24 protein-coding genes are annotated in these 23,219 nt (G+C 70.5%); 15 read left to right on the top strand and 9 right to left on the bottom strand.

The window, feature by feature from the left end; all coding sequences use genetic code 11:
• Positions 1-5: 5 nt before the first annotated feature.
• Positions 6-869: a shikimate dehydrogenase gene (locus ACFFIC_RS21130; protein WP_377054041.1), complete on the bottom strand. Its 864-nt coding sequence runs from the start codon at positions 867-869 to the stop codon at positions 6-8.
• A 132-nt stretch (positions 870-1,001) separates the two neighbouring features.
• Here ACFFIC_RS21130 and gshB point away from each other — a divergent pair, with 132 nt between their 5' ends.
• On the top strand, positions 1,002-1,949 hold the full coding sequence (gshB, locus tag ACFFIC_RS21125; protein WP_377054039.1) for a glutathione synthase: 948 nt from the start codon (positions 1,002-1,004) through the stop codon (positions 1,947-1,949).
• Between the two features lie 7 nt (positions 1,950-1,956).
• Here the strand turns inward: gshB and ACFFIC_RS21120 are convergent, their stop codons facing one another.
• The 4 genes from ACFFIC_RS21120 to ACFFIC_RS21105 all read right to left on the bottom strand — a co-directional run bounded on the left by ACFFIC_RS21120 (position 1,957) and on the right by ACFFIC_RS21105 (position 6,853).
• Complete coding sequence (locus ACFFIC_RS21120; protein ID WP_377054037.1) at positions 1,957-2,673, bottom strand: phosphatase PAP2 family protein; 717 nt, start codon at positions 2,671-2,673, stop codon at positions 1,957-1,959.
• A 98-nt stretch (positions 2,674-2,771) separates the two neighbouring features.
• Complete coding sequence (gene dnaJ / locus ACFFIC_RS21115; RefSeq protein WP_377054035.1) at positions 2,772-3,920, bottom strand: molecular chaperone DnaJ; 1,149 nt, start codon at positions 3,918-3,920, stop codon at positions 2,772-2,774.
• A gap of 122 nt (positions 3,921-4,042) precedes the next feature.
• Positions 4,043-6,004 carry a molecular chaperone DnaK gene (gene dnaK, locus ACFFIC_RS21110; RefSeq protein WP_377054033.1) on the bottom strand — a complete coding sequence of 654 codons (1,962 nt, stop codon included), beginning with the start codon at positions 6,002-6,004 and terminating at the stop codon, positions 4,043-4,045.
• 285 nt (positions 6,005-6,289) lie between these two features.
• Positions 6,290-6,853 (bottom strand): nucleotide exchange factor GrpE, encoded by a 564-nt coding sequence (locus tag ACFFIC_RS21105; RefSeq protein WP_377054031.1) that lies wholly within the window; start codon positions 6,851-6,853, stop codon positions 6,290-6,292.
• 161 nt (positions 6,854-7,014) lie between these two features.
• Between ACFFIC_RS21105 and ACFFIC_RS21100 the strand changes: the two genes are divergently transcribed.
• The 5 genes from ACFFIC_RS21100 to ACFFIC_RS21080 all read left to right on the top strand — a co-directional run bounded on the left by ACFFIC_RS21100 (position 7,015) and on the right by ACFFIC_RS21080 (position 11,211).
• Complete coding sequence (locus ACFFIC_RS21100) at positions 7,015-8,271, top strand: multidrug effflux MFS transporter (protein WP_377054029.1); 1,257 nt, start codon at positions 7,015-7,017, stop codon at positions 8,269-8,271.
• A 68-nt stretch (positions 8,272-8,339) separates the two neighbouring features.
• Positions 8,340-9,506: a ferrochelatase gene (hemH, locus tag ACFFIC_RS21095; RefSeq protein WP_377054027.1), complete on the top strand. Its 1,167-nt coding sequence runs from the start codon at positions 8,340-8,342 to the stop codon at positions 9,504-9,506.
• Positions 9,503-10,186 (top strand): HAD family hydrolase, encoded by a 684-nt coding sequence (locus ACFFIC_RS21090; protein WP_377054025.1) that lies wholly within the window; start codon positions 9,503-9,505, stop codon positions 10,184-10,186. The genes hemH and ACFFIC_RS21090 overlap by 4 nt, the downstream gene beginning before the upstream one ends.
• Positions 10,183-10,635: a protoporphyrinogen oxidase HemJ gene (gene hemJ / locus ACFFIC_RS21085; protein ID WP_377054023.1), complete on the top strand. Its 453-nt coding sequence runs from the start codon at positions 10,183-10,185 to the stop codon at positions 10,633-10,635. Before ACFFIC_RS21090 ends, hemJ begins: the two co-directional genes overlap by 4 nt.
• A 327-nt stretch (positions 10,636-10,962) precedes the next feature.
• Positions 10,963-11,211: a hypothetical protein gene (locus ACFFIC_RS21080; protein WP_377054021.1), complete on the top strand. Its 249-nt coding sequence runs from the start codon at positions 10,963-10,965 to the stop codon at positions 11,209-11,211.
• A 67-nt stretch (positions 11,212-11,278) separates the two neighbouring features.
• On the opposite strand, the gene ACFFIC_RS21075 is transcribed toward ACFFIC_RS21080, so the two are convergent.
• Positions 11,279-12,061 (bottom strand): lytic transglycosylase domain-containing protein, encoded by a 783-nt coding sequence (locus tag ACFFIC_RS21075; protein WP_377054019.1) that lies wholly within the window; start codon positions 12,059-12,061, stop codon positions 11,279-11,281.
• A gap of 214 nt (positions 12,062-12,275) precedes the next feature.
• Between ACFFIC_RS21075 and ACFFIC_RS21070 the strand changes: the two genes are divergently transcribed.
• Both ACFFIC_RS21070 and rho read left to right on the top strand, forming a co-directional pair.
• A complete protein-coding gene (locus ACFFIC_RS21070; RefSeq protein ID WP_377054017.1) occupies positions 12,276-12,863 on the top strand; it encodes an NUDIX domain-containing protein in 588 nt (195 codons plus the stop codon).
• A 214-nt stretch (positions 12,864-13,077) separates the two neighbouring features.
• A complete protein-coding gene (gene rho / locus ACFFIC_RS21065; RefSeq protein WP_377054015.1) occupies positions 13,078-14,352 on the top strand; it encodes a transcription termination factor Rho in 1,275 nt (424 codons plus the stop codon).
• Positions 14,353-14,447: 95 nt separating this feature from the next.
• Here the strand turns inward: rho and ACFFIC_RS21060 are convergent, their stop codons facing one another.
• On the bottom strand, positions 14,448-14,738 hold the full coding sequence (locus tag ACFFIC_RS21060) for a hypothetical protein (protein ID WP_377054013.1): 291 nt from the start codon (positions 14,736-14,738) through the stop codon (positions 14,448-14,450).
• A gap of 125 nt (positions 14,739-14,863) precedes the next feature.
• Between ACFFIC_RS21060 and ACFFIC_RS21055 the strand changes: the two genes are divergently transcribed.
• Entirely contained in the window at positions 14,864-15,598 is a 735-nt protein-coding gene (locus tag ACFFIC_RS21055; protein WP_377054011.1) for a GNAT family N-acetyltransferase, read from the top strand.
• Between the two features lie 46 nt (positions 15,599-15,644).
• On the opposite strand, the gene ACFFIC_RS21050 is transcribed toward ACFFIC_RS21055, so the two are convergent.
• Positions 15,645-16,619 carry a quinone oxidoreductase family protein gene (locus ACFFIC_RS21050; protein WP_377054009.1) on the bottom strand — a complete coding sequence of 325 codons (975 nt, stop codon included), beginning with the start codon at positions 16,617-16,619 and terminating at the stop codon, positions 15,645-15,647.
• Complete coding sequence (locus ACFFIC_RS21045; protein ID WP_377054007.1) at positions 16,616-17,158, bottom strand: methylated-DNA--[protein]-cysteine S-methyltransferase; 543 nt, start codon at positions 17,156-17,158, stop codon at positions 16,616-16,618. Before ACFFIC_RS21045 ends, ACFFIC_RS21050 begins: the two co-directional genes overlap by 4 nt.
• Before the next feature lie 148 nt (positions 17,159-17,306).
• On the opposite strand from ACFFIC_RS21045, the gene ACFFIC_RS21040 reads away from it, so the two are divergent.
• Genes ACFFIC_RS21040 through ACFFIC_RS21015 form a run of 6 tightly spaced genes read left to right on the top strand, consistent with a single transcriptional unit; the run spans position 17,307 to position 23,195 of the window.
• Positions 17,307-17,693: a (2Fe-2S) ferredoxin domain-containing protein gene (locus tag ACFFIC_RS21040; protein WP_456306961.1), complete on the top strand. Its 387-nt coding sequence runs from the start codon at positions 17,307-17,309 to the stop codon at positions 17,691-17,693.
• A 4-nt stretch (positions 17,694-17,697) separates the two neighbouring features.
• On the top strand, positions 17,698-18,996 hold the full coding sequence (gene mnmE, locus ACFFIC_RS21035) for a tRNA uridine-5-carboxymethylaminomethyl(34) synthesis GTPase MnmE (protein WP_377054005.1): 1,299 nt from the start codon (positions 17,698-17,700) through the stop codon (positions 18,994-18,996).
• 45 nt (positions 18,997-19,041) lie between these two features.
• Positions 19,042-20,910 carry a tRNA uridine-5-carboxymethylaminomethyl(34) synthesis enzyme MnmG gene (gene mnmG / locus ACFFIC_RS21030; protein ID WP_377054003.1) on the top strand — a complete coding sequence of 623 codons (1,869 nt, stop codon included), beginning with the start codon at positions 19,042-19,044 and terminating at the stop codon, positions 20,908-20,910.
• The gene (gene rsmG / locus ACFFIC_RS21025) at positions 20,907-21,512 is read left to right on the top strand and encodes a 16S rRNA (guanine(527)-N(7))-methyltransferase RsmG (protein ID WP_377054001.1); all 606 of its coding nucleotides are present in this window, start codon (positions 20,907-20,909) and stop codon (positions 21,510-21,512) included. Before mnmG ends, rsmG begins: the two co-directional genes overlap by 4 nt.
• Positions 21,499-22,347 carry a ParA family protein gene (locus ACFFIC_RS21020; protein WP_377053999.1) on the top strand — a complete coding sequence of 283 codons (849 nt, stop codon included), beginning with the start codon at positions 21,499-21,501 and terminating at the stop codon, positions 22,345-22,347. Before rsmG ends, ACFFIC_RS21020 begins: the two co-directional genes overlap by 14 nt.
• Positions 22,344-23,195 (top strand): ParB/RepB/Spo0J family partition protein, encoded by an 852-nt coding sequence (locus ACFFIC_RS21015; RefSeq protein WP_377053997.1) that lies wholly within the window; start codon positions 22,344-22,346, stop codon positions 23,193-23,195. Before ACFFIC_RS21020 ends, ACFFIC_RS21015 begins: the two co-directional genes overlap by 4 nt.
• Positions 23,196-23,219 lie beyond the last annotated feature (24 nt).

The raw sequence follows: 23,219 nt of genomic DNA, 5'->3' as shown, positions 1-23,219 counted from the left end.
GGCCGTCATGCGCGCCTGGGGATGTCCGAGGCCACGAAGGCGCGGAGCGCCTCATCCACGGCCGGCATGGTGCCGAACCAGGCCTCGAAGCCCCGCCGCCCCTGGTGCAGCAGCATGCCCAGCCCGTCCACCGCCACGAGCCCCCGCGCCCGTGCGGCGGCGAGAAGCGGCGTTTCCAGCGGCACATAGACCAGGTCCGCCACCACCGCCCCGGGCGGAAGGGGGGAAAGGTCCACCGCCAGGGACGGCTGGCCCTGCATGCCCTGGCTGGTGGTGTTCACCAGCAGCGCAGCACCGTCCAGCGGCGGGCGGTCGGCTGCGGAAACGACCGCTCCGTGCGCCGTCAGCTCCTCCGCCAATGCCTCGGCCCGCGCCCGCGTGCGGTTCACCAGGGTCAGGGCTGGGCAGCCGGCCGCGAGCAGCGCGTGGGCCACCGCGCGTGCCCCCCCGCCCGCGCCCAGCACCACGGCCGGGCCGACCTCCGGCCGCCAAGCCGGGGCCTGCTCGCGCAGGCTTTCCATGAAGCCCCAGCCGTCGGTGTTCCAGCCCTCGATCCGGCCATCGGCGTGGAAGACCAGCGTGTTCACGGCGCCGATCCGCCGCGCCTCCTCCTCCACCACGTCGCAGGCCGCGAGCGCCGCCTGCTTGTGGGGGATGGTGACGTTGGCGCCGGCGAAGCCCAGGGCGGGCAGCGCGCGCAGCCCCTGGTCGAAGCGCGCGGGCTCCAGCGGCAGGGGAACATAGGCGCCGTCGATCCCGTGCCGATGGAGCCAGAAGCCGTGCAGCCGTGGGGAGCGGGAGTGCGAGACGGGATGGCCGATGATCCCGGCGACGCGGGTCTTGCCGGTGTGTGTAGGGGGCGCCTGCATTCCTCAGCCATAGCGCAGGCGCGCGCCGGGCGGCAGGGCGGAGCTGGCCGCGCGCCTGGATCGCTCCTGCCCTCTGGCGCGGGAGGCGCGGGAATGCCACCAAAGCGCAAACGCGATCAAGGAACGAGAGCCATGGCGAAGGCCCTGCGTGTGGCGGTGCAGATGGACCCGATGGAAAGCATCGGGATCGAGGGCGACAGCACCTTCGCCCTGATGCTGGAGGCCCAGGCCCGGGGCCATGCCCTGTGGCACTACCACGTGCGCGACCTGGCCCTGCATGGCGGCCGCGTCACGGCCTGGGCGCATCCGGTGGAGGTCCGGCGGGAGAAGGGCAACCACTTCACCTTCGGCCCCGAGGTGGAGCTGGACCTGGGCCGGGAGGTGGACGTGGTGCTGATGCGCCAGGACCCGCCCTTCGACATGGCCTACATCACGGCCACCCATATCCTCGAGCACATCCACCCGAAGGTGCTGGTGGTGAACGATCCGGCCAGCGTGCGGAACGCGCCGGAGAAGCTCTTCGTCACCCACTTCCCGGACCTCATGCCGGAAACCCTGGTGACCGCGGACCGCCGCCGCATCGCCCGCTTCCGCGAGAAGCACGGCGACATCATCGTCAAGCCGCTGTTCGGCAATGGCGGCGCCGGGGTGTTTCACATGAAACCGGGCGATTCCAACCTCAACTCGCTGATCGAGATGTTCACCGAGCGCTCGCGCGAACCGCTGGTGATCCAGAAATACGTCCCCGCCGTGCGGCAGGGCGACAAGCGCATCATCCTGGTGGACGGCGAGGCCATGGGCGCCATCAACCGCGTGCCGGCCGAGGGCGAGGCGCGGTCGAACATGCATGTGGGCGGGCAGGCCGCGCAGACCACGATGACCGACCGCGAGAAGGAGATCTGCGCCGCCATCGGGCCGGAGCTGAAGGCACGCGGCATGATCTTCGTCGGCATCGACGTGATCGGCGGCTACCTGACGGAGATCAACGTGACCTCGCCGACCGGCCTGCAGGAGATCGCGCGCTTCGACGGCGTGCACCTGGAGCGCGCGATCTGGGACGCGATCGAGGCGAAGCGGTAGCGCGGTCTCAGGCGCGGTCGAGCAGCAGGCGAAGCAGCAGCCCGGCCGCGCGGACGATGTTGCGCGCGTCCACGAACAGTGTCGCCATCTGGTAGGTGACGAGGAAGAGTACGCCGTAGAAAGCGCCGCGATGCGCCTGGGCGAGCCGCAGGATTCCCCCTCCCATGCGGCCCGGCAGGGGCAGGTGCGTGGCCATTGCCATGATGGCGACCCCGACCACTGCGCCGCCGATGATGTCGGTGGGGTAGTGCATGCCGAAGTAGACCCGCGGCAGGCAGCTGACGACCAGCGCCCAGGCGAAGGCGAACAGCCCGAGGCCCCGATGCGACAGGAACACCGCCGTGGCCAGGGCGAAGGCGAGCACGGCATGGTCGCTCGGGAAGGAGCTCATGTCCCGCAGCGCCTCGGGCGAGATCATCTCCGACCGCAGCAGGCCGCTTTCGAGAACGGCCGGGTCGTACAGTGGCCGCGAGCGGTTCGGCAGCAGGTTCTGCAGGCTGCGCGCGAGCGCGATCGCGAGAAGCGCGCCGGCGAGCGTGCGGACGATCACGAGAACCGGTTCGCCACGCCCCCCACGCTGCCAGGACCACCAGAGCAGCGCGACAAGAACCCCTGTCTTGAGGAGGTAATTGTAGGCGGTCAGCGACACCAGGAAGTCAAAGGCCCAACTCTGTCCAACCCCGCCGTTCAGGGCAAGGAGAACGGCAAGATCCGGATTGGTCATCGCGAGCTTATTGCAGGCCGTTCATCCGCGCGCCAAACGCGGAGACGGCGCGCCGCAGTCAACTTTCGGGCAGGCGGCGCGCCGGAAAGCGGGGCGTCCTAGCGCCCCAGCCCGTCCCAGAACTCCTTCACGCGGGAGAAGAACCCCTCGCTCTCCGGGCTTGTCCGGCTGTCGGAGGTGGCTTCCGCCTCGAACTGCTCCAGCAGCTCGCGCTGCTTGGCCGACAGGTTCTGCGGCGTCTCGACCGAGACCTGCACGTACATGTCCCCGCGCGCCGCGCTGCGCAGGATGGAGAAGCCCTTGCCGCGCAGGCGGAACTGGTCCCCCGCCTGGGTGCCGGAGGGAATGGAGACCCGGGCGCGCCCGCCGTCGATGCTCGGCACCTCCACCGCGCCGCCCAGTGCCGCCTGCGTCATGCGCAGCGGCACGCGGATGAAGATGTTGTTCCCCTCCCGCTGGAAGATCGGGTGGGGGCGGATGCCGATATCGACGTAAAGGTCGCCCGCCGGCGCGCCGCGCAGACCGGCCTCGCCCTCGCCCGCCAGGCGGATGCGGGTGCCCTCCTCCACGCCGGCGGGGATGGTGACGTTGAGGTTGCGCTCGCGCTCCACCCGCCCCGCGCCGTGGCAGACCTTGCAGGGGTTCTTGATGATGCGCCCGGTGCCGCCGCAGGTGGGGCAGGTTCGCTCCACCAGGAAGAAGCCGGACTGGGCCCGCACCTTGCCGGCGCCCTTGCAGGTGCCGCAGCTTTCCGTCTGCGCCTTGCCACCCTCGGCGCCCGAGCCCGAGCAGTTGTCGCAGGTGACGGAGGAGGGGACGCGGATGGTGGTCTTGGTGCCCGCGAAGGCCTCGTCCAGCCCGATCGTCACCTCGGTCCGCAGGTCCGAGCCACGGCCGGAGTTCTGCTGGGCCCGGCCGCCCCTGGCGTTCAGGTTGCCGAACATCTGCTCGAAGATGTCCTCGAACCCGCCGCCGGCAAAGCCGCCTGCGCCGCCGAAGGGGCCGCCGCCCCCGCCCCCACCCTCGAAGGCGGCATGGCCGTAACGGTCATAGGCGGCGCGCTTCTCGGCGTCCTTCAGGACGTCGTAGGCCTCGTTGGCTTCCTTGAACTTCGCCTCGGCCGCCTTGTCGCCGGGGTTGCGGTCGGGGTGGTGCTGCATCGCGAGCTTGCGGAAGGCCTTCTTCAGACCGTCCTCGTTCACGTCCCGGGCGACGCCCAGCACCTCGTAATAATCACGCTTGGCCATTTCTGTTCCCGTGCGGGGCTCTCGCTCAGCCCTGTAGGGTTGCGTTCAGGCGGGTGCCACAAAAAAGAAGCGCCCGGCCCGCGTGTCGCGATGCCGGGCGCCACCTGTTGCCGCGGGGCCGATCAGCCCTGCTTCTTCTTGCTGGGATCGACGTCCTCGAACTCGGCGTCCACCACCTTGCCGGGGTTCGGGCCACCGGGGCCGGCCGCGCCGGGTCCGTTCGGGTTGGCGTTGCTCGGGCCGCTGGTGCCCTCGGCGGCGGCCGCGGCCTCCGTCTCGGACTGCGCCTTGTAGACGGCCTCGCCGATCTTCATCGACGCGGCCGAGAGACGCTCGCCGGCGGTCTTCATCGCCTCCGGGTCGGTCCCCTCCAGCGCGGAGCGCGCGGCGGAGAGGGCGGCCTCGACCTCACCCTTGTCGGCATCGGCGAGCTTGTCGCCATTGTCCTTCAGGGCGCGGTCGGTGGAGTGGACGAGGGCCTCGAGGTTGTTCTTCGCCTCGACGGTCGCGCGGCGCTGCTTGTCGGCCTCGGCATTCGCCTCGGCGTCGCGCACCATCCGCTCGATGTCGGCATCCGACAGGCCGGAGCGGGCCTGGATCTTGATCTGCTGCTCCTTGCCCGTCGCCTTGTCCTTCGCCTGGACCGAGACGATGCCGTTCGCGTCGATGTCGAAGGTCACCTCGACCTGCGGCACGCCGCGCGGCGCGGGCGGGATGCCCTGCAGGTCGAAGTTGCCCAGCAGCTTGTTGTCGGCGGCCATCTCGCGCTCGCCCTGGAAGACCTTGATGGTCACCGCCGTCTGGTTGTCGTCGGCGGTGGAGAAGGTCTGGGACTTCTTCGTGGGAATGGTGGTGTTGCGGTCGATCAGCCGGGTGAACACGCCACCCAGCGTCTCGATACCGAGGCTCAGCGGGGTCACGTCGAGCAGCAGGACGTCCTTCACCTCGCCCTTGAGCACCGCGCCCTGGATGGCGGCGCCGATGGCGACGACCTCGTCCGGGTTGACGTTGCGGGCCGGCTCCTTGCCGAAGAAGGTCTTCACGGCCTCGATGACCTTGGGCATGCGGGTCATGCCGCCGACCAGGATCACCTCGTCGATCTCGCCGGCGGTGACGCCCGCATCCTTCAGCGCGTTCTTGCAGGGCTCGAGCGTGCGCTGGATCAGGTCATCGACCAGGGCCTCCAGCTTCGCGCGCGTCAGCTGCAGCACGAGGTGCTTCGGGCCGGATGCGTCGGCGGTGATGAAGGGCAGGTTGATCTCGGTCTGCTTGGCCGAGGACAGCTCGATCTTCGCCTTCTCCGCGGCTTCCTTCAGGCGCTGCAGGGCCAGCTTGTCGCCGCGCAGGTCGATGCCGTTCTCGCGCCGGAACTCGTCGGCCAGGTAATCGATGACGCGCTGATCGAAGTCCTCGCCGCCGAGGAAGGTGTCGCCGTTGGTGGACTTCACCTCGAACACGCCGTCGCCGATCTCGAGGATCGACACGTCGAAGGTGCCGCCGCCGAGGTCGTACACGGCGATCGTGCCGTGGTTCTTCTTGTCGAGGCCGTAAGCCAGCGCCGCCGCCGTCGGCTCGTTGATGATGCGCAGCACCTCGAGGCCGGCGATGCGGCCCGCTTCCTTGGTGGCCTGGCGCTGGGCGTCGTTGAAGTAGGCGGGGACGGTGATGACGGCCTGCGTCACCTTGTCGCCGAGATAGGCCTCGGCCGTCTCCTTCATCTTGCCCAGGATATAGGCGCTGATCTGCTGGGGCGCCTGCTTCGTGCCGCCGGCATCAACCCAGGCATCGCCGTTGTCGGCGCGCGCGATCTTGTAGGGGACGAGCGAGACGTCCTTCTGCACCATGGGGTCGTCGAAGCGGCGGCCGATCAGGCGCTTCACGGCGTAGAGCGTATCGGTCGGGTTGGTCACGGCCTGGCGCTTGGCGGACTGGCCGACGAGACGCTCCCCGTTCTTGGCGAAGGCGACCATGGAGGGGGTGGTGCGCGTGCCCTCCGCGTTCTCGATGACCTTCGTTTCGCCGCCTTCCATGATGGCGACGCAGGAATTGGTGGTGCCGAGGTCGATACCGATGACCTTGCTCATCCGTCACTTCTCCTTCGCGGCGGCCGGGGCACGGCCCGAAACCAGGCACCGTGCGCGGCCCCAATATCTCAAATCGGATGGGGGTGGACGGGGCGACCCGTCCTGATCCCCGATGTATTCAGGGGAGGAGCGCGGGACAAGACCCCATCCCATGAATCAGGAGGGTCGGAAGAGAGAAGTGCCTCGCACCTCCTCCCCTCCTGAAATGAAAGGCGAGGGCGGGACCGCCCTCGCCAAGCAACCGGAAGAAGAAGGATGGTTCCCGGCGGCCCCGCCGCCCGGCCCTTACTTCCCCGCCACCACCACCATGGCCGGCTTCAGCAGCCGCCCGTTGATGGTCCAGGCCGGTGTCCAGGCGGTGATAACCGTGCCGGGCTCCACGCCCTCGGGCGCGGGCTGCTCGGCCATCGCCTGGTGCAGCTCGGGGTCGAAGGGCTTGCCCTTGGGGTCCTCCGCCTTCACGCCGTGGCGCTCCAGCATCGCGATGAAGGCGCGCTCCACCCCCTCGAAACCGCCACGCAGCTTCGCGATGGGGCCGTCCTCGCCCTCGGCGGCGGGCAGGGCGTCCAGGCCTCGGCGCAGGTTCTCGGCGGCGTCCGCCACGTCGCGGGCGAACTTGGTCACGGCGTAGTTGCGCGCATCCTCCAGCTCCCGCTTGTGGCGGTTGCGCAGGTTCTGCATCTCGGCCTCGGCGCGGAGCCACTTGTCGCGCATGGCGTTCAGCTCGGCCGCCGGGTCCAGGGGCTGTGCGGCCTCCTGGCCTGAACCGTTCTGGCCTGACCCATCCTGCGCGCCCGCCGGCTGGGCCTCGGCGTCGTTGGGGCTGGTGTCGGTCGGGGTGTCGCTCATGAGGGTGTCTTCGGTCTTTCCTGGCCCGCAGGGGGCCCGTGGCGGCGCCTTCGGCGGAGGCGTGTGTCGGCGCTTCACCTAGTGGGCGGGGGGCGGCGGGACAAGCGCCCGGGCCGGCTTCCGTTGCGGCGCAGCATGAGCGGGCCTAGCCTCCATGTGCTTTGCCCACTCCCTTTCCCCCCCACCTTCCGTCCCAGCCCGGCCCGGAGGATGCCCCGGGCGGTCCGCCGCCCACCCTCCGCGTGCCCTTGTGGCTGCTCGCCTCCATCACCTTCAGCGGCACGGTGGGCATGTACATCTTCGTCCCCGCCATGCCCCAGGCGGCGGAGGCGCTGGGCGGCTCGGCGGGAGCCATGCAGCTCACCGTCAGCCTCTACGTGCTGGGCCTGGCGCTGGGCCAGCCTGTCTACGGCCCGCTGGCCGACCGCTTCGGCCGCCGCCCCGTGCTGGTGGGGGGGCTCAGCCTCTATGTCCTGGCCGGTCTGCTCGCGGCGCTGGCGCCCGATGCCGGCACGCTGGTGGTGGCCAGGCTGTTTCAGGCGCTGGGGGGGTGCGCTGGCGTGGTGCTGGGCCGTGCCATCGTGCGCGACACCTCGGCGCCCCGGGAAGCCGCGCGGCGGCTGGCGCTGCTGAACCTGATGGTCACCGCCGGGCCCGGCCTCGCGCCCCTGATCGGGGCGGCGGTGGCGGCCACGGCGGGGTGGCGCATCGTGCTGCTGCTGCTTTGCGCGCTGGGGGTGGCCAACCTGTTCTTCACCTGGCGCCTGCTGCCCGAAACCGGGCAAAGCACGGGAAGCCCGGCCGCCGCCATCATCCGGGACTACGGGCGCCTCGCGCTCTCCCCGGTTTTCCTGGGCTACGCGTTTCTCGGGGGCTGCATGACCACGGCGGCCTATGCCTTCTTCAGCGCCGCCCCCTTCATCTTTCGCGAACTCGGCCGCCCCGACCACGAGGTCGGGCTCTACCTCGCCGTGCTGGTGATCGGCATCTCGCTGGGCAACGTGGTGGCCAGCCGGGTGATCGGCCGCGCCTCGCTGGACGGGGTGCTGCGCTGGGCCGGGGCGGCCAGCCTGGCTTCCGCGGCGCTGCTGCTGGCCGTGGTGCTTTCGGGCGGGCTGACGGTGGGCTGGGCCATGGGCTGCATGTTCGCCTTCACCATCTGCACGGGCATCGGCGGCCCCTCCGCGCTGGGGCAGGCGATCGGGGTGAACCCGCGGGTGGTGGGCTCGGCCTCGGGCCTCTACGGCTTCGTGCAGATGGCGGTGGGCGCGGTCTGCTCGGCCCTGGCGGGGGTGGGGCCCGACCCGGCGCTGGCCGCCGCCCTGGTCACCTTCGGCGCGGCCCTGGCCGGGCAGGTGGCGTTCCGCGTGGCGCTCCGGTCCAAGCGCCAAGGTGGTGCCGCCGGGGCGGGGGATTAGCCGGCTCCCGTTCACTCCGGCCGCATCAGGCCTTGACCCGGCTTCCCCAGGTGGCATGTGGCGGCATCATGAGCATCACAGCCCCCGCCGAGCCCGCCGCCCCGCCCGTCCCCAGGGGCGAAGGCCGCCGCAAGGTGGCGGTGGTGCTGTTCAACCTCGGCGGGCCCGACAGCCCGGCGGCGGTGCGGCCCTTCCTGACCAATCTCTTCACCGACCCGGCCATCCTCCGCTTCCCCGCCTTTCTCCGGATCCCCTTCGGCCGCCTGATCGCGGCGCGGCGCACCAAGGAGGCAACGGCCAACTACGCCGTGCTCGGCGGCAAGTCCCCGCTGCGGGAGCTGACGGAGGAACAGGCGGCGGCGCTGGAGGCATCGCTGGCGGCGGGCGGCATGCAGGCGCGCTGCTTCGTCGCCATGCGCTACTGGCACCCCTTCACCGAGGCGGCGCTGCGCGACGTCATGGCATGGGCGCCGGACGAGGTGGTGCTGGTGCCGCTCTACCCGCAGTTCAGCACGACCACGACGGGCAGCAGCCTGGGCGTCTGGCACGCGGCGGCAAAGAAGGCGGGGCTGTCCGTGCCCACCACCACCCTCTGCTGCTGGCACTCCGACGGGGGCTTCGCGGAAGCCACCGCCGCCATCATCCGCCGCTCCTGGGCCGAGGCCCGCGCGGCGGTGCCGGAGGGCACGCGGCTGCGCCTGCTGTTCAGCGCCCACGGCCTGCCCGAGACCATCGTGAAGCAGGGCGATCCCTACCAGTGGCAGGTGGAGCAGTCGGTGGCGGCCGTGATGGCCGCGCTGGGAATGCCGGAGATCGAGCACGGCCTCTGCTACCAGTCGCGCGTCACGCCGCAGAAGTGGCTGGGCCCCAGCGCGGAGGAGGCCATCGCGGAGGCGGGCCGCGAGGGCGTGGCCCTGCTGATCTGCCCCATCGCCTTCGTGTCCGAGCACTCGGAAACCCTGGTGGAGCTGGACGTGGAGTACCGCGAGCTGGCCCACGAGAAGGGCGTTCCCGGCTATTTCCGCGTGCCCGCCCAGAACAGCGATGCCGGCTTCATCGACGCCCTGGCCGCCCTGGTGCGCCGCGCGCGGGACGAGACGCGCGGCTCGCGCGACCGCGCGGGCGGCAAGCTCTGCTCCTTCGCGGGCGGGCGGCAATGCCCCAAGGCCCACAAGGACTGCCCGCACGGCGCCGCCCAGCCCTTGCGGGTGCCCCCCCTGGGAGCGGCGGCATGAGCGCCCGCGCCCTCCGCCCCGCGGCGGTGCTCTTCGACTGCGACGGCGTGCTGGCCGACAGCGAGGCCGTGGCCAACGGCGCCATCGCCGACGACCTGACCGAGCGGGGCTGGCCCATGACCATGGAGGAGGCCAAGCACGCCTTCATGGGAACCGCCCTTCCCGACATCCGGGAGGTGGTGGAGCGCCGCCTCGGCGCGCCCCTGCCGGTGGACTGGTCGGAGCAGGTGGTGGAGCGCATCGTCGCCCGCTACGCCGCCGGCGTGCTTGAGCCCATCCGCGGCGCCCGGGCGGCGGTGGAGGCGGTGGCGGCCGCCGGCATCTCCATGGCCGTCGCCTCCAATTCCGGCCGGGCGGAGCTGCGCGCCAAGGCCGCCATCCTGCCCTTCTTCCATCACTTCGAGGGCCGCCTGCTCTGCTTCGAGGACGTGCCCCGCGCCAAGCCCTGGCCCGACCTCTACCTTGCCGCCGCGAAGCTCTGCGGCGCCGACCCGCGGGACTGCGTGGTGATCGAGGACAGCACCGCCGGCGCCCGGGCCGGGCTCGCCGCCGGCTGCCGCGTCCTGGGCTTCGCCCAGGACACCCCGGCGGCCGACCTGCGCGCCGCCGGGGTCAAGGAGATCTTCCACGACCACGCGGAGCTTCCGGCCCTGCTGGGCATCGGGAGGATGGCGGCGTGACCATTCCCTTCCTGGCAGGGCTCTATCCCTGGACCAAGGCGCTGCACCTCATCGCCGTGTTCGCCTGGATGGCCGGGCTGTTCTATCTGCCCCGCCTCTACGTCTACCACTCCGCCGTGCCGGCCGGCGGCGAGACCTCGGGCATGTTCAAGGTGATGGAGCGCCGCCTGCTGCGCGCCATCATGAACCCCGCGATGATCGCGGCCTGGCTGCTTGGCATCACCCTGGTGCTGACGCCGGGCATCGTCGACTGGCGCGCGGGCTGGTGGCACGGGAAGATGGCGGGCTTCCTGGGCATGACGATTTTCCACATGCACCTGGCCGCGGCGCGCAAGGGCTTCGAGCGCGACGAGCGGCCGAGGACGGAACGCTACTGGCGCATCGCCAACGAGGCGCCGACGCTGCTGCTGATCCTGATCGTCGTCATGGTGATCGTGAAGCCGTTCTAGGCGAGCCCCGCGGTCGGTTGGTCACGCGCCTGAGGTCGTGGGCCTCCGGCGGCCGACAGGTCGGCCCGCGCCCTTGAGAGGGCTTCATGGCGCTTCGGTCCCGCCGGCGCGGCGGCGAAGGGTCTGGGAGCGGCGCCAGGCGATCTGCGGCAGGCCCTCACCGCCCCGGCCGGCAGGCCCTTCCCGGAGAAGCGGGGCTGCGCTGGTGAGGCCTGCCGCACCGTGACGGAAAGGGGGCGAAGACCGTCATAGGGTTGCCGGAAACGAGGTCATCATGGGGGATGAAAGGCCGGGGTTGTTCCTGGCTTGGGGTTCCCGATGAAGCGCATGATCCTCGGTCTGATGGTTGCCCTCGGCAGCGTCTCCCTCGTTCCGGAGGCCAGGGCGCAGGGGTACGGCTACGGCCATGGCGGCTACGCCCAGCCCGACTGGGAGCGCGAGCGCTGGAAGCGCCACGAGGAGTGGCGCCACCGCCGGGACTTCTGGCGGCAGCGGCGCGAAATCGGCGAGCGCCGGGCCTATGAGGCCGGCCAGCGCGACGCCTGGGCACGCCAGCAGCCCCGGGGCTATCGCTAAGCCGGCCCGGGAGCCGGGCCCGACGGGCGTTTCGAAGCCAGGGGAGGCACTAAACCGTCCCCTGGCGTCACCGGAACACGCCTGTCGGGGCGCCCGGCAGCACCAGCCCGCCGCCGTCGAAGGCGCGCCGGGAAGGGTCGTCCTCCGCACCGGCCGCGTAGGCGGCGGGCGCTTCGGCCACCGTCGTGAAGGACCCGCTCATCGCCACCTCCGGCCCAAGACGCGGCGCGACGCTGGCGACGTAGTTGATGGTCTCGTCGGGCAGGATCTTGGCGCCGGCCAGATAGGCCTCCACCCGGTCCGGCCCCGCATTGTAGGCGGCCGCGAAACCCGGCGCGCCGAAGCGGTCGTACATCTCCCGGATATAGGCCGCGCCGGCCAGGATGTTGTCGCGCGGCTCGTATGGGTCGGGGCCGAGGGCGTGGCGGGCGCGCAGGGTGTCGTAGGTGCGCGGCATCACCTGCATCAGCCCCATGGCCCCCACGGGCGAGGTGATGGGCATCCCGCTGGCGTCGTAGGGCCGGCCGCCGCTCTCCTGGCGCATGATGGCGCGCAGCCATCGCTCGGGCACGCCGAAGCGGGCCGAGGCCTCGCGCAGGTGCGGGCCCCAGGGATCCTCCGGCGGACCGGGCACGGCATAGCGGCTCGCGGCCTGGCCCCGGTAGAAGCCGGCTTCCGCGCGGGAGGCCCCGATGTTCGAATCCGCGATGCCGTAGCCGTAATCGCCGTTGCCGTCATAGCCGCGCCGGCCGTCCCAGACGGCGGCCTGGGGCGGGGCGCAGGCGGCGAGGAGGGCCGCGAGAAGAAGAGCCGCGAGGCGGCTCCGGGACGAATGGCTGGACGTCGGCATGCGTTCGGGACCTGAGGAGCGCGGTGCGGCGGCACGGCGATCAACAGGGTGGCGCATTGGTGACGCCTTGGAAGGGGCAATCCGCCGCATGGCACCGGAACGAGGCGGGGCGTGACCCAACGCCAACATCGGCCCCGCGTTCCCCTGGCGCGTGCCGCCGCCCCGGGCTGGGGGTATGCGCATCGGGCGTGCGAACCGGGCAAGGAGATCGGGGTTGGGTGAGGATCAGGGCGGCCGCATTCGCATCCTCGGGCGCGAGACGCTCTCGGATGGCTGGTTCCGGCTGGAAAAGGTCACCTTCGCCCAGGACGGCGGGGCACCGCAGGAGCGCGAGGTCTACCACAACGGGGTGGGCGCCGCCGTGCTGCCGCTGGACCCCGCGCGCGGGACGGTCCTCCTGGTGCGTCAGCTTCGCGTCCCGGCCATGGTGAACGGGGACGGGCCGATGCTTGTGGAGGCCTGCGCGGGCATCGTGGAGGGCGACGACGATCCGGCCGAGACGGTGCGCCGCGAGGCCGGGGAGGAGATGGGCTACCGTCTGCGCGCGGTGCGGAAGCTGTTCACGCTCTACCCGAGCCCCGGCTCCTCCGCGGAGCGGCTGCATCTCTTTCTCGCGGAATACGGACCGGAGGACCGCGTGGCGGAGGGTGGCGGGCTGGCCGGGGAAGGCGAGCGGATCGAGGTGCTGGACGTTCCGCTCGCCGAGGCCTGGGCGATGGTAGAGACGGGCGCGATCATGGACGCGAAGACGGTTCTCCTGCTGCAACAGGTCCGCCTGGATCGCCCCTTGATTTCACGTTAAATTTTGCCTATTTACGGCTTGACGCGCGGTCTGGCCGCCATCTAGGGTCCTGGCCGGTGCAAGCGCCAAGGCTTCTCACGGAAGCTCATTGGCCGCCACCGCCCCGTGCATCGCCATCGGAATCCCGCCGCCCGGCGGAGGTGCTGGTCTCAGCCAGCCCTATCCAGGTTCCGCGCACCCTCTCCCCTTCGGCCCCGCCGATCGAGACCACTGAATGCACCTTTCCGAACTGAAGGCCAAAAGCCCTGGCGACCTGCTCGCCTTCGCGGAGGAGGTCGGCGTCGAGAACGCCTCCTCGCTCCGCAAGCAGGACATGATGTTCGCCATCCTCAAGACGCTGGCGGAGAACGACCAGGCGATCCACGGGGATGGCACGCTCGAGATCCTGTCGGACGGCTTCGGCTACCTGCGCAACCCGCAGTCGAACTTCCTTCCCGGTCCGGACGACATCTACGTCTCCCCCGCCCAGGTCCGCCGGTTCGCGCTGCGCACCGGCGACACGGTGGAGGGCCAGATCCGGGCGCCCAAGGACGGCGAGCGCTACTTCGCGCTGCTGAAGGTCAACACGGTGAACTTCGAGCCGCCCGAGGCGGTGCGCCACCGGGTGAACTTCGACAACCTGACGCCGCTCTATCCCACCCGGCGCCTGCGGATGGAAAATCCGGAGATCGAGAGCGTCGGCAAGGGTCCGACCAAGGACAACACCCACCGGGTTATCGACCTGATCTCGCCGATCGGCATGGGCCAGCGCGCTCTGATCGTGGCGCCGCCGCGCACCGGCAAGACGGTGATGCTGCAGAACATCGCCAAGTCGATCTCGGCGAACCACCCCGATGTCTTCCTCATCGTGCTGCTGATCGACGAGCGGCCGGAAGAGGTGACGGACATGGCGCGCACGGTGCGCGGCGAGGTCGTCGCCTCCACCTTCGACGAGCCCGCGACGCGCCACGTGCAGGTGACGGAGATGGTGCTGGAGAAGGCCAAGCGCCTGGTGGAGCACAAGCGCGACGTGGTCGTGCTGCTGGACTCCATCACCCGCCTCGGCCGCGCCTACAACTCCGTCGTGCCCTCCTCGGGCAAGGTGCTGACGGGCGGCGTGGACGCCAACGCGCTGCAGCGCCCCAAGCGCTTCTTCGGCGCGGCCCGCAACATCGAGGAAGGCGGCTCGCTGACGATCATCGCGACCGCGCTGATCGACACGGGCAGCCGCATGGACGAGGTGATTTTCGAGGAGTTCAAGGGCACCGGTAACTCGGAGATCATCCTGGACCGCAAGCTCTCGGACAAGCGCGTCTTCCCGGCGATCGACATCACCAAGTCCGGCACCCGCAAGGAGGAGGTCCTGGTGGACCGCTCGGAGCTGTCGAAGATGTGGGTGCTGCGCCGTATCCTGAACCCGATGGGCACGCAGGACTCCATGGAGTTCCTGCTGGACAAGCTGAAGTACAGCAAGACCAACCAGGATTTTTTCGACGCCATGAACACCTGAGCCGCCACGGGCGGCCCCAACGGAAAAGGGCCTGTCCCGGCATTGCCGGGACAGGCCCTTTCCTTATCTGCCCGCGGCGAGCGCGGGCAGGCGGATCAGCCGCCGTTTCCGCCGGCGCCACCGCCGCCGCTGCCGCCCTGCTGCGAGGGAGCCTGGATACCGGGGGTACCGGTCAGCGGGCTCGGCGGGCCACCGGCCGGGCCGGGCGCGCTGGGCGAAGCGGCGGCGCCGGGAACGCCCGCGCCCTGGTCCACGGTCACGCCACCGGGCGCGCGCGCCGTCGGTGCGGTGGAGACGGAGGGCTGAGGGGCCGGAGCCTGGGCGAAGGCCACCGGGGCGCCGATCAGGCCAGCGGCCACGGCCAGGATGAGGCTCGTCTTCTTCATTGTGTTTCTCCGGATCGGTTGCGGTTTGCGAGGGACCAACGCAGCCTTCCGGCGCCGGTTTCGCAGCCTGCCGCATCCGGGAAGGAATGATCCTGCCGGGCGGCCCCGAACCGGGGAGGTGTTGGATGAACCTTGATGTGCCCTTGCTGGAGCGCGCCGCGCTGAACGCCGTCCCGGCACCGCGCGTGGCCTGGGATGGCGGCTTCGTCGTCCGTGGCTTCATGGGTGGCACCGGCCGCGCGAATGCCGCCTGCTCGCTGGACCCCGGAGAAGACCCGGAGCTGGAGGTGCGCATCGGCCGGATCGAGGCGCACTACGCCGCTCTCGGCCTGCCCTGCCGCTTCCGCTCCACCCCGCTGGACCCTCCGGGGCTCCTCCCCTTGCTGGAGGCTCGCGGCTACAGGGAGGCGGAAGGTGCCGTGATCATGCAGGGCGGGATCCAGCCTGCCACCGAGGCCGACGCGGAGTGGCTTGCCTCTCCCGGCCCAGGCTGGCTCTCCGTGCTGGCCACGGCCGAGTACCAAGGCAGCGCGCGGCGCGCCGAAAAGGAAGGGACGCCACCGCTTCTCGCCCGCCCCGCCACATGGCTGGTGCTGCACCAGGACGGGGTGCCCGCCGCCTGTGGCCATGCCGTGGCCGACGGATCCCTTTGCGGCCTCTTCGACCTTGCGGTGCGACCGGAGTTCCGGCGGCGCGGTCTGGGGCGCCGCTTGCTGGGTGCGCTGTCCGGGTGGGGCGCGGCACGCGGCGCGGGCCATTGCTGGCTGCAGGTGGCACCCGGCAATACGTCTGCCCGCAGTGTCTATGCCACGGCCGGGCTGGCCGAGGCCTACCGCTACCGCTACTTCCTCCGCAACTGACCGGAATGATTCCTGTCAGTTCGGGCTGCTTCGTTTGCCGGAAATTTTACGGCCGAAGGATGGTGCTGCCCATGGTCTTGCGTGCTTCAAGTGCGATATGCGCCTGCCCGGCATCGCGGAGCGCAAAGGTCTGGTTGACCTCGATCTTGACCTTGCCGCTTCGAACGACATCGAACAGGTCCTCCGCCATGGCCAGCAGGTCGGCCCGCTTGGCGGTGTGGGTGGCCAGTGTCGGTCGCGTGAGGAACAGGCTGCCCTTGGCCGCCAGGATACCCACATCCACCCCCGTGACGGGGCCGGAGGCGTTGCCATAGGATACCATGAGCCCGAAGGGCGCGAGGCAGTCCAGCGAGGCCGCAAAGGTATCCCGCCCGACGCTGTCGTAGACCACTGGCAGCCGTGCCCCCCGCGTGATCTCGCTCACCCGCGCCGGCAGGTCCTCGCCTTGGAGAATCACGTGATCGCAACCACGGGCGCGCGCCAACTCTGCCTTGGCCTCGTTGCCGACGGTGCCGATGACGGTGGCACCGAGCGCCTTGGCCCACTGCACCAGGATCAGCCCCACGCCGCCCGCCGCGGCATGCACCAAGATCGTCTCGCCCGCCTGCAGCTTGTAGGTCCGGCGCAGCAGATACTGCGCCGTCAGCCCCTGCAGCATCATCGCCGCGGCCGTGTCGAAGAGGATGTCGTCCGGCAACTTCACCAGCACGTCGGCGCGGATGGTGCGGGCTTCCGAATAGGCGCCGATCGGTCCCATGGCATAGGCCACCCGGTCGCCGGGTGCGAAGCCTTCCACGCCCTCGCCCAGCGCCTCGACCGTGCCAGCCGCCTCCATGCCGATCACGGCGGGCATGGACGGCACCTTGTAGAGGCCGGTGCGGAAGTAAACGTCGATGAAGTTCAATCCGACGGCGGCATGCCGGATCAGCACCTCGCCGGGCTTGGGCGCGGGAAGGGGCACCTCTTCCCAGACGAGCTTCTCCGGGCCACCGGTCTCATGAAGGCGGATCGCGTGGTTCATCGACGGGGTTCCTGGGGGCCTTGGGCTCGGCGCCCTTCTTGGAGGAAGGAGGGGTCCTCGTCCAGCAGGTCGGGGCTGGCCGGATCGGGGCGGCGCGTGCGGCGCTCAAGGGCGAGCAGCCAGCGCTTCGTGGCCAGCCCTCCTTCCCCGGAATAGCCACCGATGCTGCCGCCGGCCCCGATCACCCGGTGGCAGGGAATCAGGATGGGCAGAGGATTGGCCGCGTTCGCTCCTCCGACCGCGCGGGACGCCGTGCCCAGGCCGCGCGCCAGCTCGGCATAGGAACGCGTCTCGCCATGGGGGATCTCGCACAGCGCCTGCCAGACCTTGCGACGGAAGGAACTGCCCGTCGGGTTCAGCGGCAGGTCGAAGCTGGTTCGAAGCCCGTCCATGTAGTCCTGCAGCTGGTCGGCCGCGCGGCGGAGCAGGGGCGTCTCCTCGCGGTCGCGTCCTTGTCCCCAGTCGAGGGCAATAAGGGCGTTGTCCTCCTCCGAGAGGGTGAGGGTGCCGAGGGGGGTGTGGAGGAAGATCTGGGGCATGGGTCTGGCCTGGCTGCATTCGTCGGACGTGCCGGCCCCGGCGTCAAGCCATGCGGGCCGCAGGGCGGAAAGGGTACACGCAGGCCTCGCGCCGGGCGGGCTCTGCCTTTACATGCCGGTGACGCCGCACGACCAAGGAAGACGCGCCTTGCCCGATGATCTGCCCGCCGCTGTTTCACGTGAAACGCTGGCTGACCCGCTGCCCTGGTTCCGCGTTCATCTGTTCGCCTGCACCAATCGCCGTCCCGAAGGCCATCGCAGAGGCTCTTGCGCCGCCCGCGGCAGCGAGATGCTGCGTGACTATATGAAGGCCCGCGCCAAGGAAATGGGACTGCCCGGCATTCGCGTGAACAGCGCGGGCTGCCTGGACCGCTGCGAGTTCGGCCCGGTGATCGTCATCTATCCGGAGGCCATCTGGTACCAGGCCCGGACCAAGGAGGATGTGGACGAGATCCTCGCCACCCATGTTCGCGATGGCGGCCGGGTTCCTCGCCTGATGCTGACCGAGCAGGACGTGCCGCCCGCCAAGGCCTAAGCGAGTGGACACCATCTTTGCCCTGGCCACGGTCCCGGGCCGGTCCGCCATCGCGGTCATGCGCCTTTCCGGACCCGCCACCGGCACTGTTCTCGCCCACTTGGCTGGTGCCCTTCCGCCGCCACGCCGCGCGTCCCGGCGTACTCTGCGCGACACCTCCGCCGAACCGCTCGACGATGCCCTGGTGCTTTGGCTTCCCGGTCCAGCCTCCTACACCGGAGAGGATTCCGCCGAGTTGCATCTGCATGGGGGCACTGCCGTGGTCGAGGGTGTTGGTGCCGCTCTTGTTGCGCTCGGTGCCCGCCCTGCCGAAGCCGGAGAATTTACCCGCCGTGCGGTGCTGAATGGCCGCATGGACCTGACCGCGGCTGAGGGGGTGATCGACCTGATCGAGGCGGAGACGGCCGCCCAGGCACGCCAGGCACTCCGCTTGGCCGGCGGTGGCCTCGCCAGCCTGGTGCAGGGCTGGGCCGAGCGCCTCACGGCCTTGCTCGCCCGCCAGGAAGCTCTGATCGAGTTCGAGGAGGAGGATCTGCCTGGTAGCCTCGATGCCGCAATCGAGTCCGGCGTGACCGAACTGGCCGAGCAGATCGCCATCCGCCTTGTCACGGATAATGGCGCCGAGCGTATTCGCGACGGCCTCGACATTGCCATTCTCGGCGCGCCGAACGCGGGGAAGTCCTCGCTCCTCAACGCCCTTGTCGGGCGGGAGGCCGCTATTGTTTCCGCCCGTGCCGGCACGACCCGCGATATCGTGGAGAGCCGCTTGATCCTGGCGGGCCTTCCCGCCGTGCTGGCCGACACCGCCGGGCTGCGGGAAGCTGGTGACGAGATCGAGGCAGAGGGTGTTCGCCGCGCCCTTCATCGTGGCGAGGCTGCGGACATCGTCCTCGCGGTGCTGGTTTGTGAGGCTTCGCCAGATCCGGCCACCCTGGCCCTCATGGCTCGCCGTCCTTGCGTGGTTGTTGCCAACAAGGCTGACCTGGGCGGGCCTGTTCCCGATGGCGCCATTCCTGTGTCCGCCGTAACCGGCCAAGGTCTTGGCCTTCTCCGGGCGCGGCTCCAGGCCGAGGCGGCTCTGCTGGCACCCAGCACTGGGGCCGCTCTCCTCTCCCGCCCGCGCCACCGGGCTGCCTTGCGCGACACCTTGGCCCAGCTGGGCGAGGCGCAGGCGGCCCTCCTCCCCGAGCTTCGCGCGGATGCTCTGCGCGAAGCTCTGCGCGCTTTGGGCCGCCTAACGGGTCGGGTGGGCGCGGAAGACATCCTGGACCGCATCTTTGCGGAGTTCTGCATCGGGAAGTGAGCGTGGCGGCTACCCCGGTGCGATCGCCGGCGGTATAGCCCGCGCATGACGTTCGGCTTCGACGTGGTGGTGGTGGGTGGCGGGCATGCCGGGGCCGAGGCGGCCGCAGCAGCCGCGCGTTGTAGCGCCCGGACCCTGCTCCTGACCCACCGCCTCGACACGCTCGGCGAGATGTCCTGCAACCCCGCCATCGGCGGCGTCGGCAAGGGGCACCTCGTGCGGGAGGTGGACGCGCTTGACGGAATCATGGCGCGCGCTGCCGATGCCGCAGGCATACACTTCAAAGTGCTGAACCGCAGCAAGGGGCCAGCCGTCCGTGGTCCCCGGGCACAGGCGGACCGGCGCCTTTATCGCGAGGCCGTTCGCGGGCTGCTGCAAGCCACCCCCCACCTTTCCATTCGTGAAGCCACGGTGGAGGGGCTGGAGCGTGGCCGGGACGGCGGGATCGACGCCGTCCTGACCGCCGATGGCGCCCGCATTTCCTGCGGTGCCGTGGTGGTGACGGCCGGCACCTTCCTCCGCGGGGAAATCCATCTGGGCCCTGAGCGCCACCCGGCCGGCCGCCACGGCGATCCGGCGTCGGTGGGTCTTGCCTTGTCGCTGGCGGGGCTCGGCCTTCCCGTGCGCCGCCTCAAGACCGGAACCCCGCCGCGCCTGGACGGCCGCACCATCGACTGGGCCGCCGTCGAGGCCCAACCCGGCGACGATCCGGCCGAGCCGCTTTCCTGGCTCACCGACCGCATCACCACGCCCCAGCTGTCCTGCGGCATCACCGCCACCACGCCCCGCACCCACGCGATCATCCGCGCGAACCTCGACCGCGCGCCGATCCACAGCGGGCAGATCCAGGGGCCCGGTCCGCGCTATTGCCCATCCATCGAGGACAAGGTTGTCCGCTTCGCTGAGCGGCAGCGCCACCAGATCTTCCTTGAGCCGGAGGGGCTCGACGATCCCACCGTTTACCCGAACGGCATCTCGACCAGCCTGCCGCGCGACGTGCAGGACGCCGTCATCGCCAGCATCCCCGGCCTTGAGCACGCCCGGATTCTGCGCCACGGCTATGCCATCGAGTACGACCATCTCGATCCCCGTGCCCTGCGTGCCAGCCTGGAGGTCCGCGACGTGCCCCGGCTCTTCCTGGCCGGTCAGGTGAACGGAACCACCGGCTATGAGGAAGCCGCGGCCCAGGGCTTGCTCGCCGGGGTCAACGCCGCCCATCGCGCCTCGGGCAGCACTGAACCTCGCCTTCTCCTACGCACGCAGGCTTACGCCGGCGTGCTGGTGGATGACCTGACCACCCAGGGGGTGAGCGAGCCCTACCGCATGCTCACGGCCCGCGCCGAGCACCGCCTGCGCCTACGGGCCGACAACGCTCATCTTCGTCTCACCGATATCGGCATTGCCTGGGGCTGCGTCGGCCAGGAGCGCGCGGCCCGGCACGGCGCCTTTGCCGGTGCGGTCGCGACAGCCCTCGCCCGCGCCCGTGCGGAGGTCGCGACACCGGCCGCACTGGCGGCCGCCGGCCTCCCGATCAACCAGGATGGGATCCCCCGCAGCCTGCTCGAGATTATCGCGCTTCCCGCCGCTGCCACTCCGGCGCTGGAGACGGCCTTTCCCTGGCTCCGCGACCTGCCGCCGGGTGTCCGTGCCCAGTTGGAAGCCGAAGCGCTCTACGCGCCTTACCTCTCGCGGCAGGCTTCGGAGTTCGCCGCGTTGGAGCGCGAGGAACGCCTCCCCATTCCGGACCAGATCGACTTCGCCGCCATCGCCGGCCTGTCCACCGAGATGCGCCAGCGGCTTGAGGCAGCCCGCCCGGCAACACTGGGCTCGGCCGGGCGCGTTCCGGGCGTCACCCCGGCGGCGCTGGTTGCGCTTGCGGGGCATCTCCGTCGTGCGGGGGCACCCGCCCGATGAAGCCGCCACCTTCGGCCGTTTCACGTGAAACAGAGCAGCGCCTCGAGAGCTTTCTCGGCCTTCTTCTGCGCTGGAACGCCCGCATCAATCTTGTCGCCGAGCGCGATGCGGAAACCCTTCGGCGACGGCATGTCGCGGACTCTCTTCAGCTCCTCTCGCTGCTCCCGCCCGGCCAGGGCCCCGCCGCCGACCTTGGCACCGGTGGTGGCTTCCCGGGCCTGGTGCTCGCCACCGCCGACACGGCCCGCCCTTGGCACCTCGTTGAGTCCGACAAGCGAAAGGCTGCTTTCCTCACCACCGCCGCCGCCGAACTCGGCCTGTCGCACGTTACCGTCCATGCCTGCCGGATCGAGGCCGCCACTCTCCCGCTGCTGGCGCTTCTCACCGCCCGCGCCCTGGCGCCCCTCCCGGTCCTGCTCGGACATGCGGCTCGCTTGCTCGCCCCAGACGGCAGCGCTCTCTTTCCCAAGGGCCGCACCGCCGAGTCCGAATTGACCGCCGCCTCCGCGGACTGGACAATGCAGGTGGAGCGCTTCGAGAGCCGCACCGAGCCGGACGCCACCATCCTTCGCATCACAGGAATACGCCGTGCCGGGCCCTGACCGCCCCTCCTCGCCGCGCGCACCGGATCTCAGGTCCGGCCCACGCCGGATCGCCCTCGCCAACCAGAAGGGTGGCGTCGGCAAGACGACGACCGCCATCAACATGGCGACCGCGCTCTCCACCACCAAACGCGTGCTGCTGCTGGACCTCGACCCGCAAGGCAACGCTTCCACCGGCCTCGGCGTGCCGCGGACGGAGCGCGGCGAAGGGTCGTATGCCCTTCTCGTCGGAGACCGGCCGGTGAGCGACCTGATCCGCCCAAGCAAGATCCCTGGCCTCGACCTTCTGCCTGCCGACAATGACCTGGCCGGTGCCGAGATCGAGATGGTGGGCATGGAAGATCGCGAGCGCCGTCTCGCCAATGCCCTGACGCGAGATGCGGCTGCGCTGTCCCGCTACGACTATCTGCTGATGGATTGCCCGCCTTCGCTTGGTCTGCTCACGCTCAACGCTCTGGTCGCCGCGCAATCCGTTCTCGTGCCGCTCCAAACCGAGTTCTTTGCGCTGGAAGGCATCTCCCAGATGACCCGCACGGTGGAACGGGTGAAGCGCCTCAATCCCGAGTTGATGCTGGACGGAATCGTGCTAACCATGTTCGATCGCCGCAACAACCTTTCCGAGCTGGTCGCGCGTGACGTGCGAAGCTTCTTCAAGGACCGGGTGTACGACACGGTGATTCCCCGCAACATCCGCGTCTCCGAGGCGCCCTCCCACGGCCTGCCCGTGCTGCTCTACGATGTCCGCTCCGCCGGCGCGCAGGCCTACATTCAGCTGGCGGCCGAACTCCTCCGCCGGGATCGCGCCCGGGCGCGCGCCAAGGCCACCGCACCATGAGCCGCAAGCCCGCTCGCCTCGGCATGGGGTTGTCCGCCCTGCTCGGTGATGACCAGGGCCCCGGGGTGGTCGGATCGGCGGCCGCCACGCCGCAAAACCTGCCGGTGGAGGCCATGGAGCCCGGCCCCTTTCAGCCGCGCGGCCCCATGGACACCGAGGCGCTCGCCGAACTCACCGCCTCCATTCAGGAGCATGGCGTTCTCCAGCCGATCCTGGTGCGTCCCAAGCCCGGCAGCGCCGGCACCTACCAGATCATCGGCGGCGAACGCCGCTGGCGTGCGGCGCAGGGTGCCCGGCTGCATGAGGTTCCCGTGGTTGTCCGGGACATGGACGACCGCGCCGCCATGGCTGCGGGCTTGGTGGAGAACCTCCAGCGGGAGGACCTGAACGCGCTGGAGGAGGCCGAGGGTTATCGCCGCCTCACGGAGGAATTCGGTCTCAAACCCGAAGCGCTCGGCAACGCCGTCGGCAAGAGCCGCAGCCATGTCGCCAACACCATGCGCCTGCTGGGCCTGCCCCCGGGAGTCCGCAGCATGCTTGGCCGCGGCAGCCTCACGGCCGGGCATGCCCGCGCGCTGCTCACCGCGCCCGATCCCGTGCGCCTGGCCGAGCTGGTGGTCACCCGCGGCCTGAACGTGCGCCAGACGGAAGCCCTTGCCGCCGCCGCCGAGCGCCCGCGCGCCGCCCGCCAGCAGGACGCCGAAACCCGTGCCCTTGAGCGGGAACTCAGCGAGCGCCTGGGCCTGCGCGTCGCCATTGAGCATCGCGGAAGGTCCGGCCGCGTCACCGTCGCCTATCGCGACCTGGACCAGCTCGACGGCATCGTCCGCCTGCTCCAGGGTGGTTGAGGGAAAGCCGGGGGATCGTCTCCC

The organism is Muricoccus vinaceus, assembly GCF_042433125.1.
Taxonomy (GTDB): Bacteria; Pseudomonadota; Alphaproteobacteria; order Acetobacterales; family Acetobacteraceae; genus Roseomonas; species Roseomonas vinacea.
The sequence above is the reverse complement of the archived record's forward strand: the minus strand, read 5'-3'. Positions and strand labels throughout refer to the sequence as shown.

What these genes read in the sequence shown, in the direction of transcription:
- ACFFIC_RS21130 (WP_377054041.1), bottom strand. Translation starts at nt 869, where the DNA reads ATGCAGGCGCCCCCTACACACACCGGCAAGACCCGCGTCGCCGGGATC.
- gshB (WP_377054039.1), top strand. Translation starts at nt 1,002, where the DNA reads ATGGCGAAGGCCCTGCGTGTGGCGGTGCAGATGGACCCGATGGAAAGC.
- ACFFIC_RS21120 (WP_377054037.1), bottom strand. Translation starts at nt 2,673, where the DNA reads ATGACCAATCCGGATCTTGCCGTTCTCCTTGCCCTGAACGGCGGGGTT.
- dnaJ (WP_377054035.1), bottom strand. Translation starts at nt 3,920, where the DNA reads ATGGCCAAGCGTGATTATTACGAGGTGCTGGGCGTCGCCCGGGACGTG.
- dnaK (WP_377054033.1), bottom strand. Translation starts at nt 6,004, where the DNA reads ATGAGCAAGGTCATCGGTATCGACCTCGGCACCACCAATTCCTGCGTC.
- ACFFIC_RS21105 (WP_377054031.1), bottom strand. Translation starts at nt 6,853, where the DNA reads ATGAGCGACACCCCGACCGACACCAGCCCCAACGACGCCGAGGCCCAG.
- hemH (WP_377054027.1), top strand. Translation starts at nt 8,340, where the DNA reads ATGAGCATCACAGCCCCCGCCGAGCCCGCCGCCCCGCCCGTCCCCAGG.
- ACFFIC_RS21090 (WP_377054025.1), top strand. Translation starts at nt 9,503, where the DNA reads ATGAGCGCCCGCGCCCTCCGCCCCGCGGCGGTGCTCTTCGACTGCGAC.
- ACFFIC_RS21080 (WP_377054021.1), top strand. Translation starts at nt 10,963, where the DNA reads ATGATCCTCGGTCTGATGGTTGCCCTCGGCAGCGTCTCCCTCGTTCCG.
- ACFFIC_RS21075 (WP_377054019.1), bottom strand. Translation starts at nt 12,061, where the DNA reads ATGCCGACGTCCAGCCATTCGTCCCGGAGCCGCCTCGCGGCTCTTCTT.
- rho (WP_377054015.1), top strand. Translation starts at nt 13,078, where the DNA reads ATGCACCTTTCCGAACTGAAGGCCAAAAGCCCTGGCGACCTGCTCGCC.
- ACFFIC_RS21060 (WP_377054013.1), bottom strand. Translation starts at nt 14,738, where the DNA reads ATGAAGAAGACGAGCCTCATCCTGGCCGTGGCCGCTGGCCTGATCGGC.
- ACFFIC_RS21055 (WP_377054011.1), top strand. Translation starts at nt 14,864, where the DNA reads ATGAACCTTGATGTGCCCTTGCTGGAGCGCGCCGCGCTGAACGCCGTC.
- ACFFIC_RS21050 (WP_377054009.1), bottom strand. Translation starts at nt 16,619, where the DNA reads ATGAACCACGCGATCCGCCTTCATGAGACCGGTGGCCCGGAGAAGCTC.
- ACFFIC_RS21045 (WP_377054007.1), bottom strand. Translation starts at nt 17,158, where the DNA reads ATGCCCCAGATCTTCCTCCACACCCCCCTCGGCACCCTCACCCTCTCG.
- mnmG (WP_377054003.1), top strand. Translation starts at nt 19,042, where the DNA reads ATGACGTTCGGCTTCGACGTGGTGGTGGTGGGTGGCGGGCATGCCGGG.
- rsmG (WP_377054001.1), top strand. Translation starts at nt 20,907, where the DNA reads ATGAAGCCGCCACCTTCGGCCGTTTCACGTGAAACAGAGCAGCGCCTC.
- ACFFIC_RS21015 (WP_377053997.1), top strand. Translation starts at nt 22,344, where the DNA reads ATGAGCCGCAAGCCCGCTCGCCTCGGCATGGGGTTGTCCGCCCTGCTC.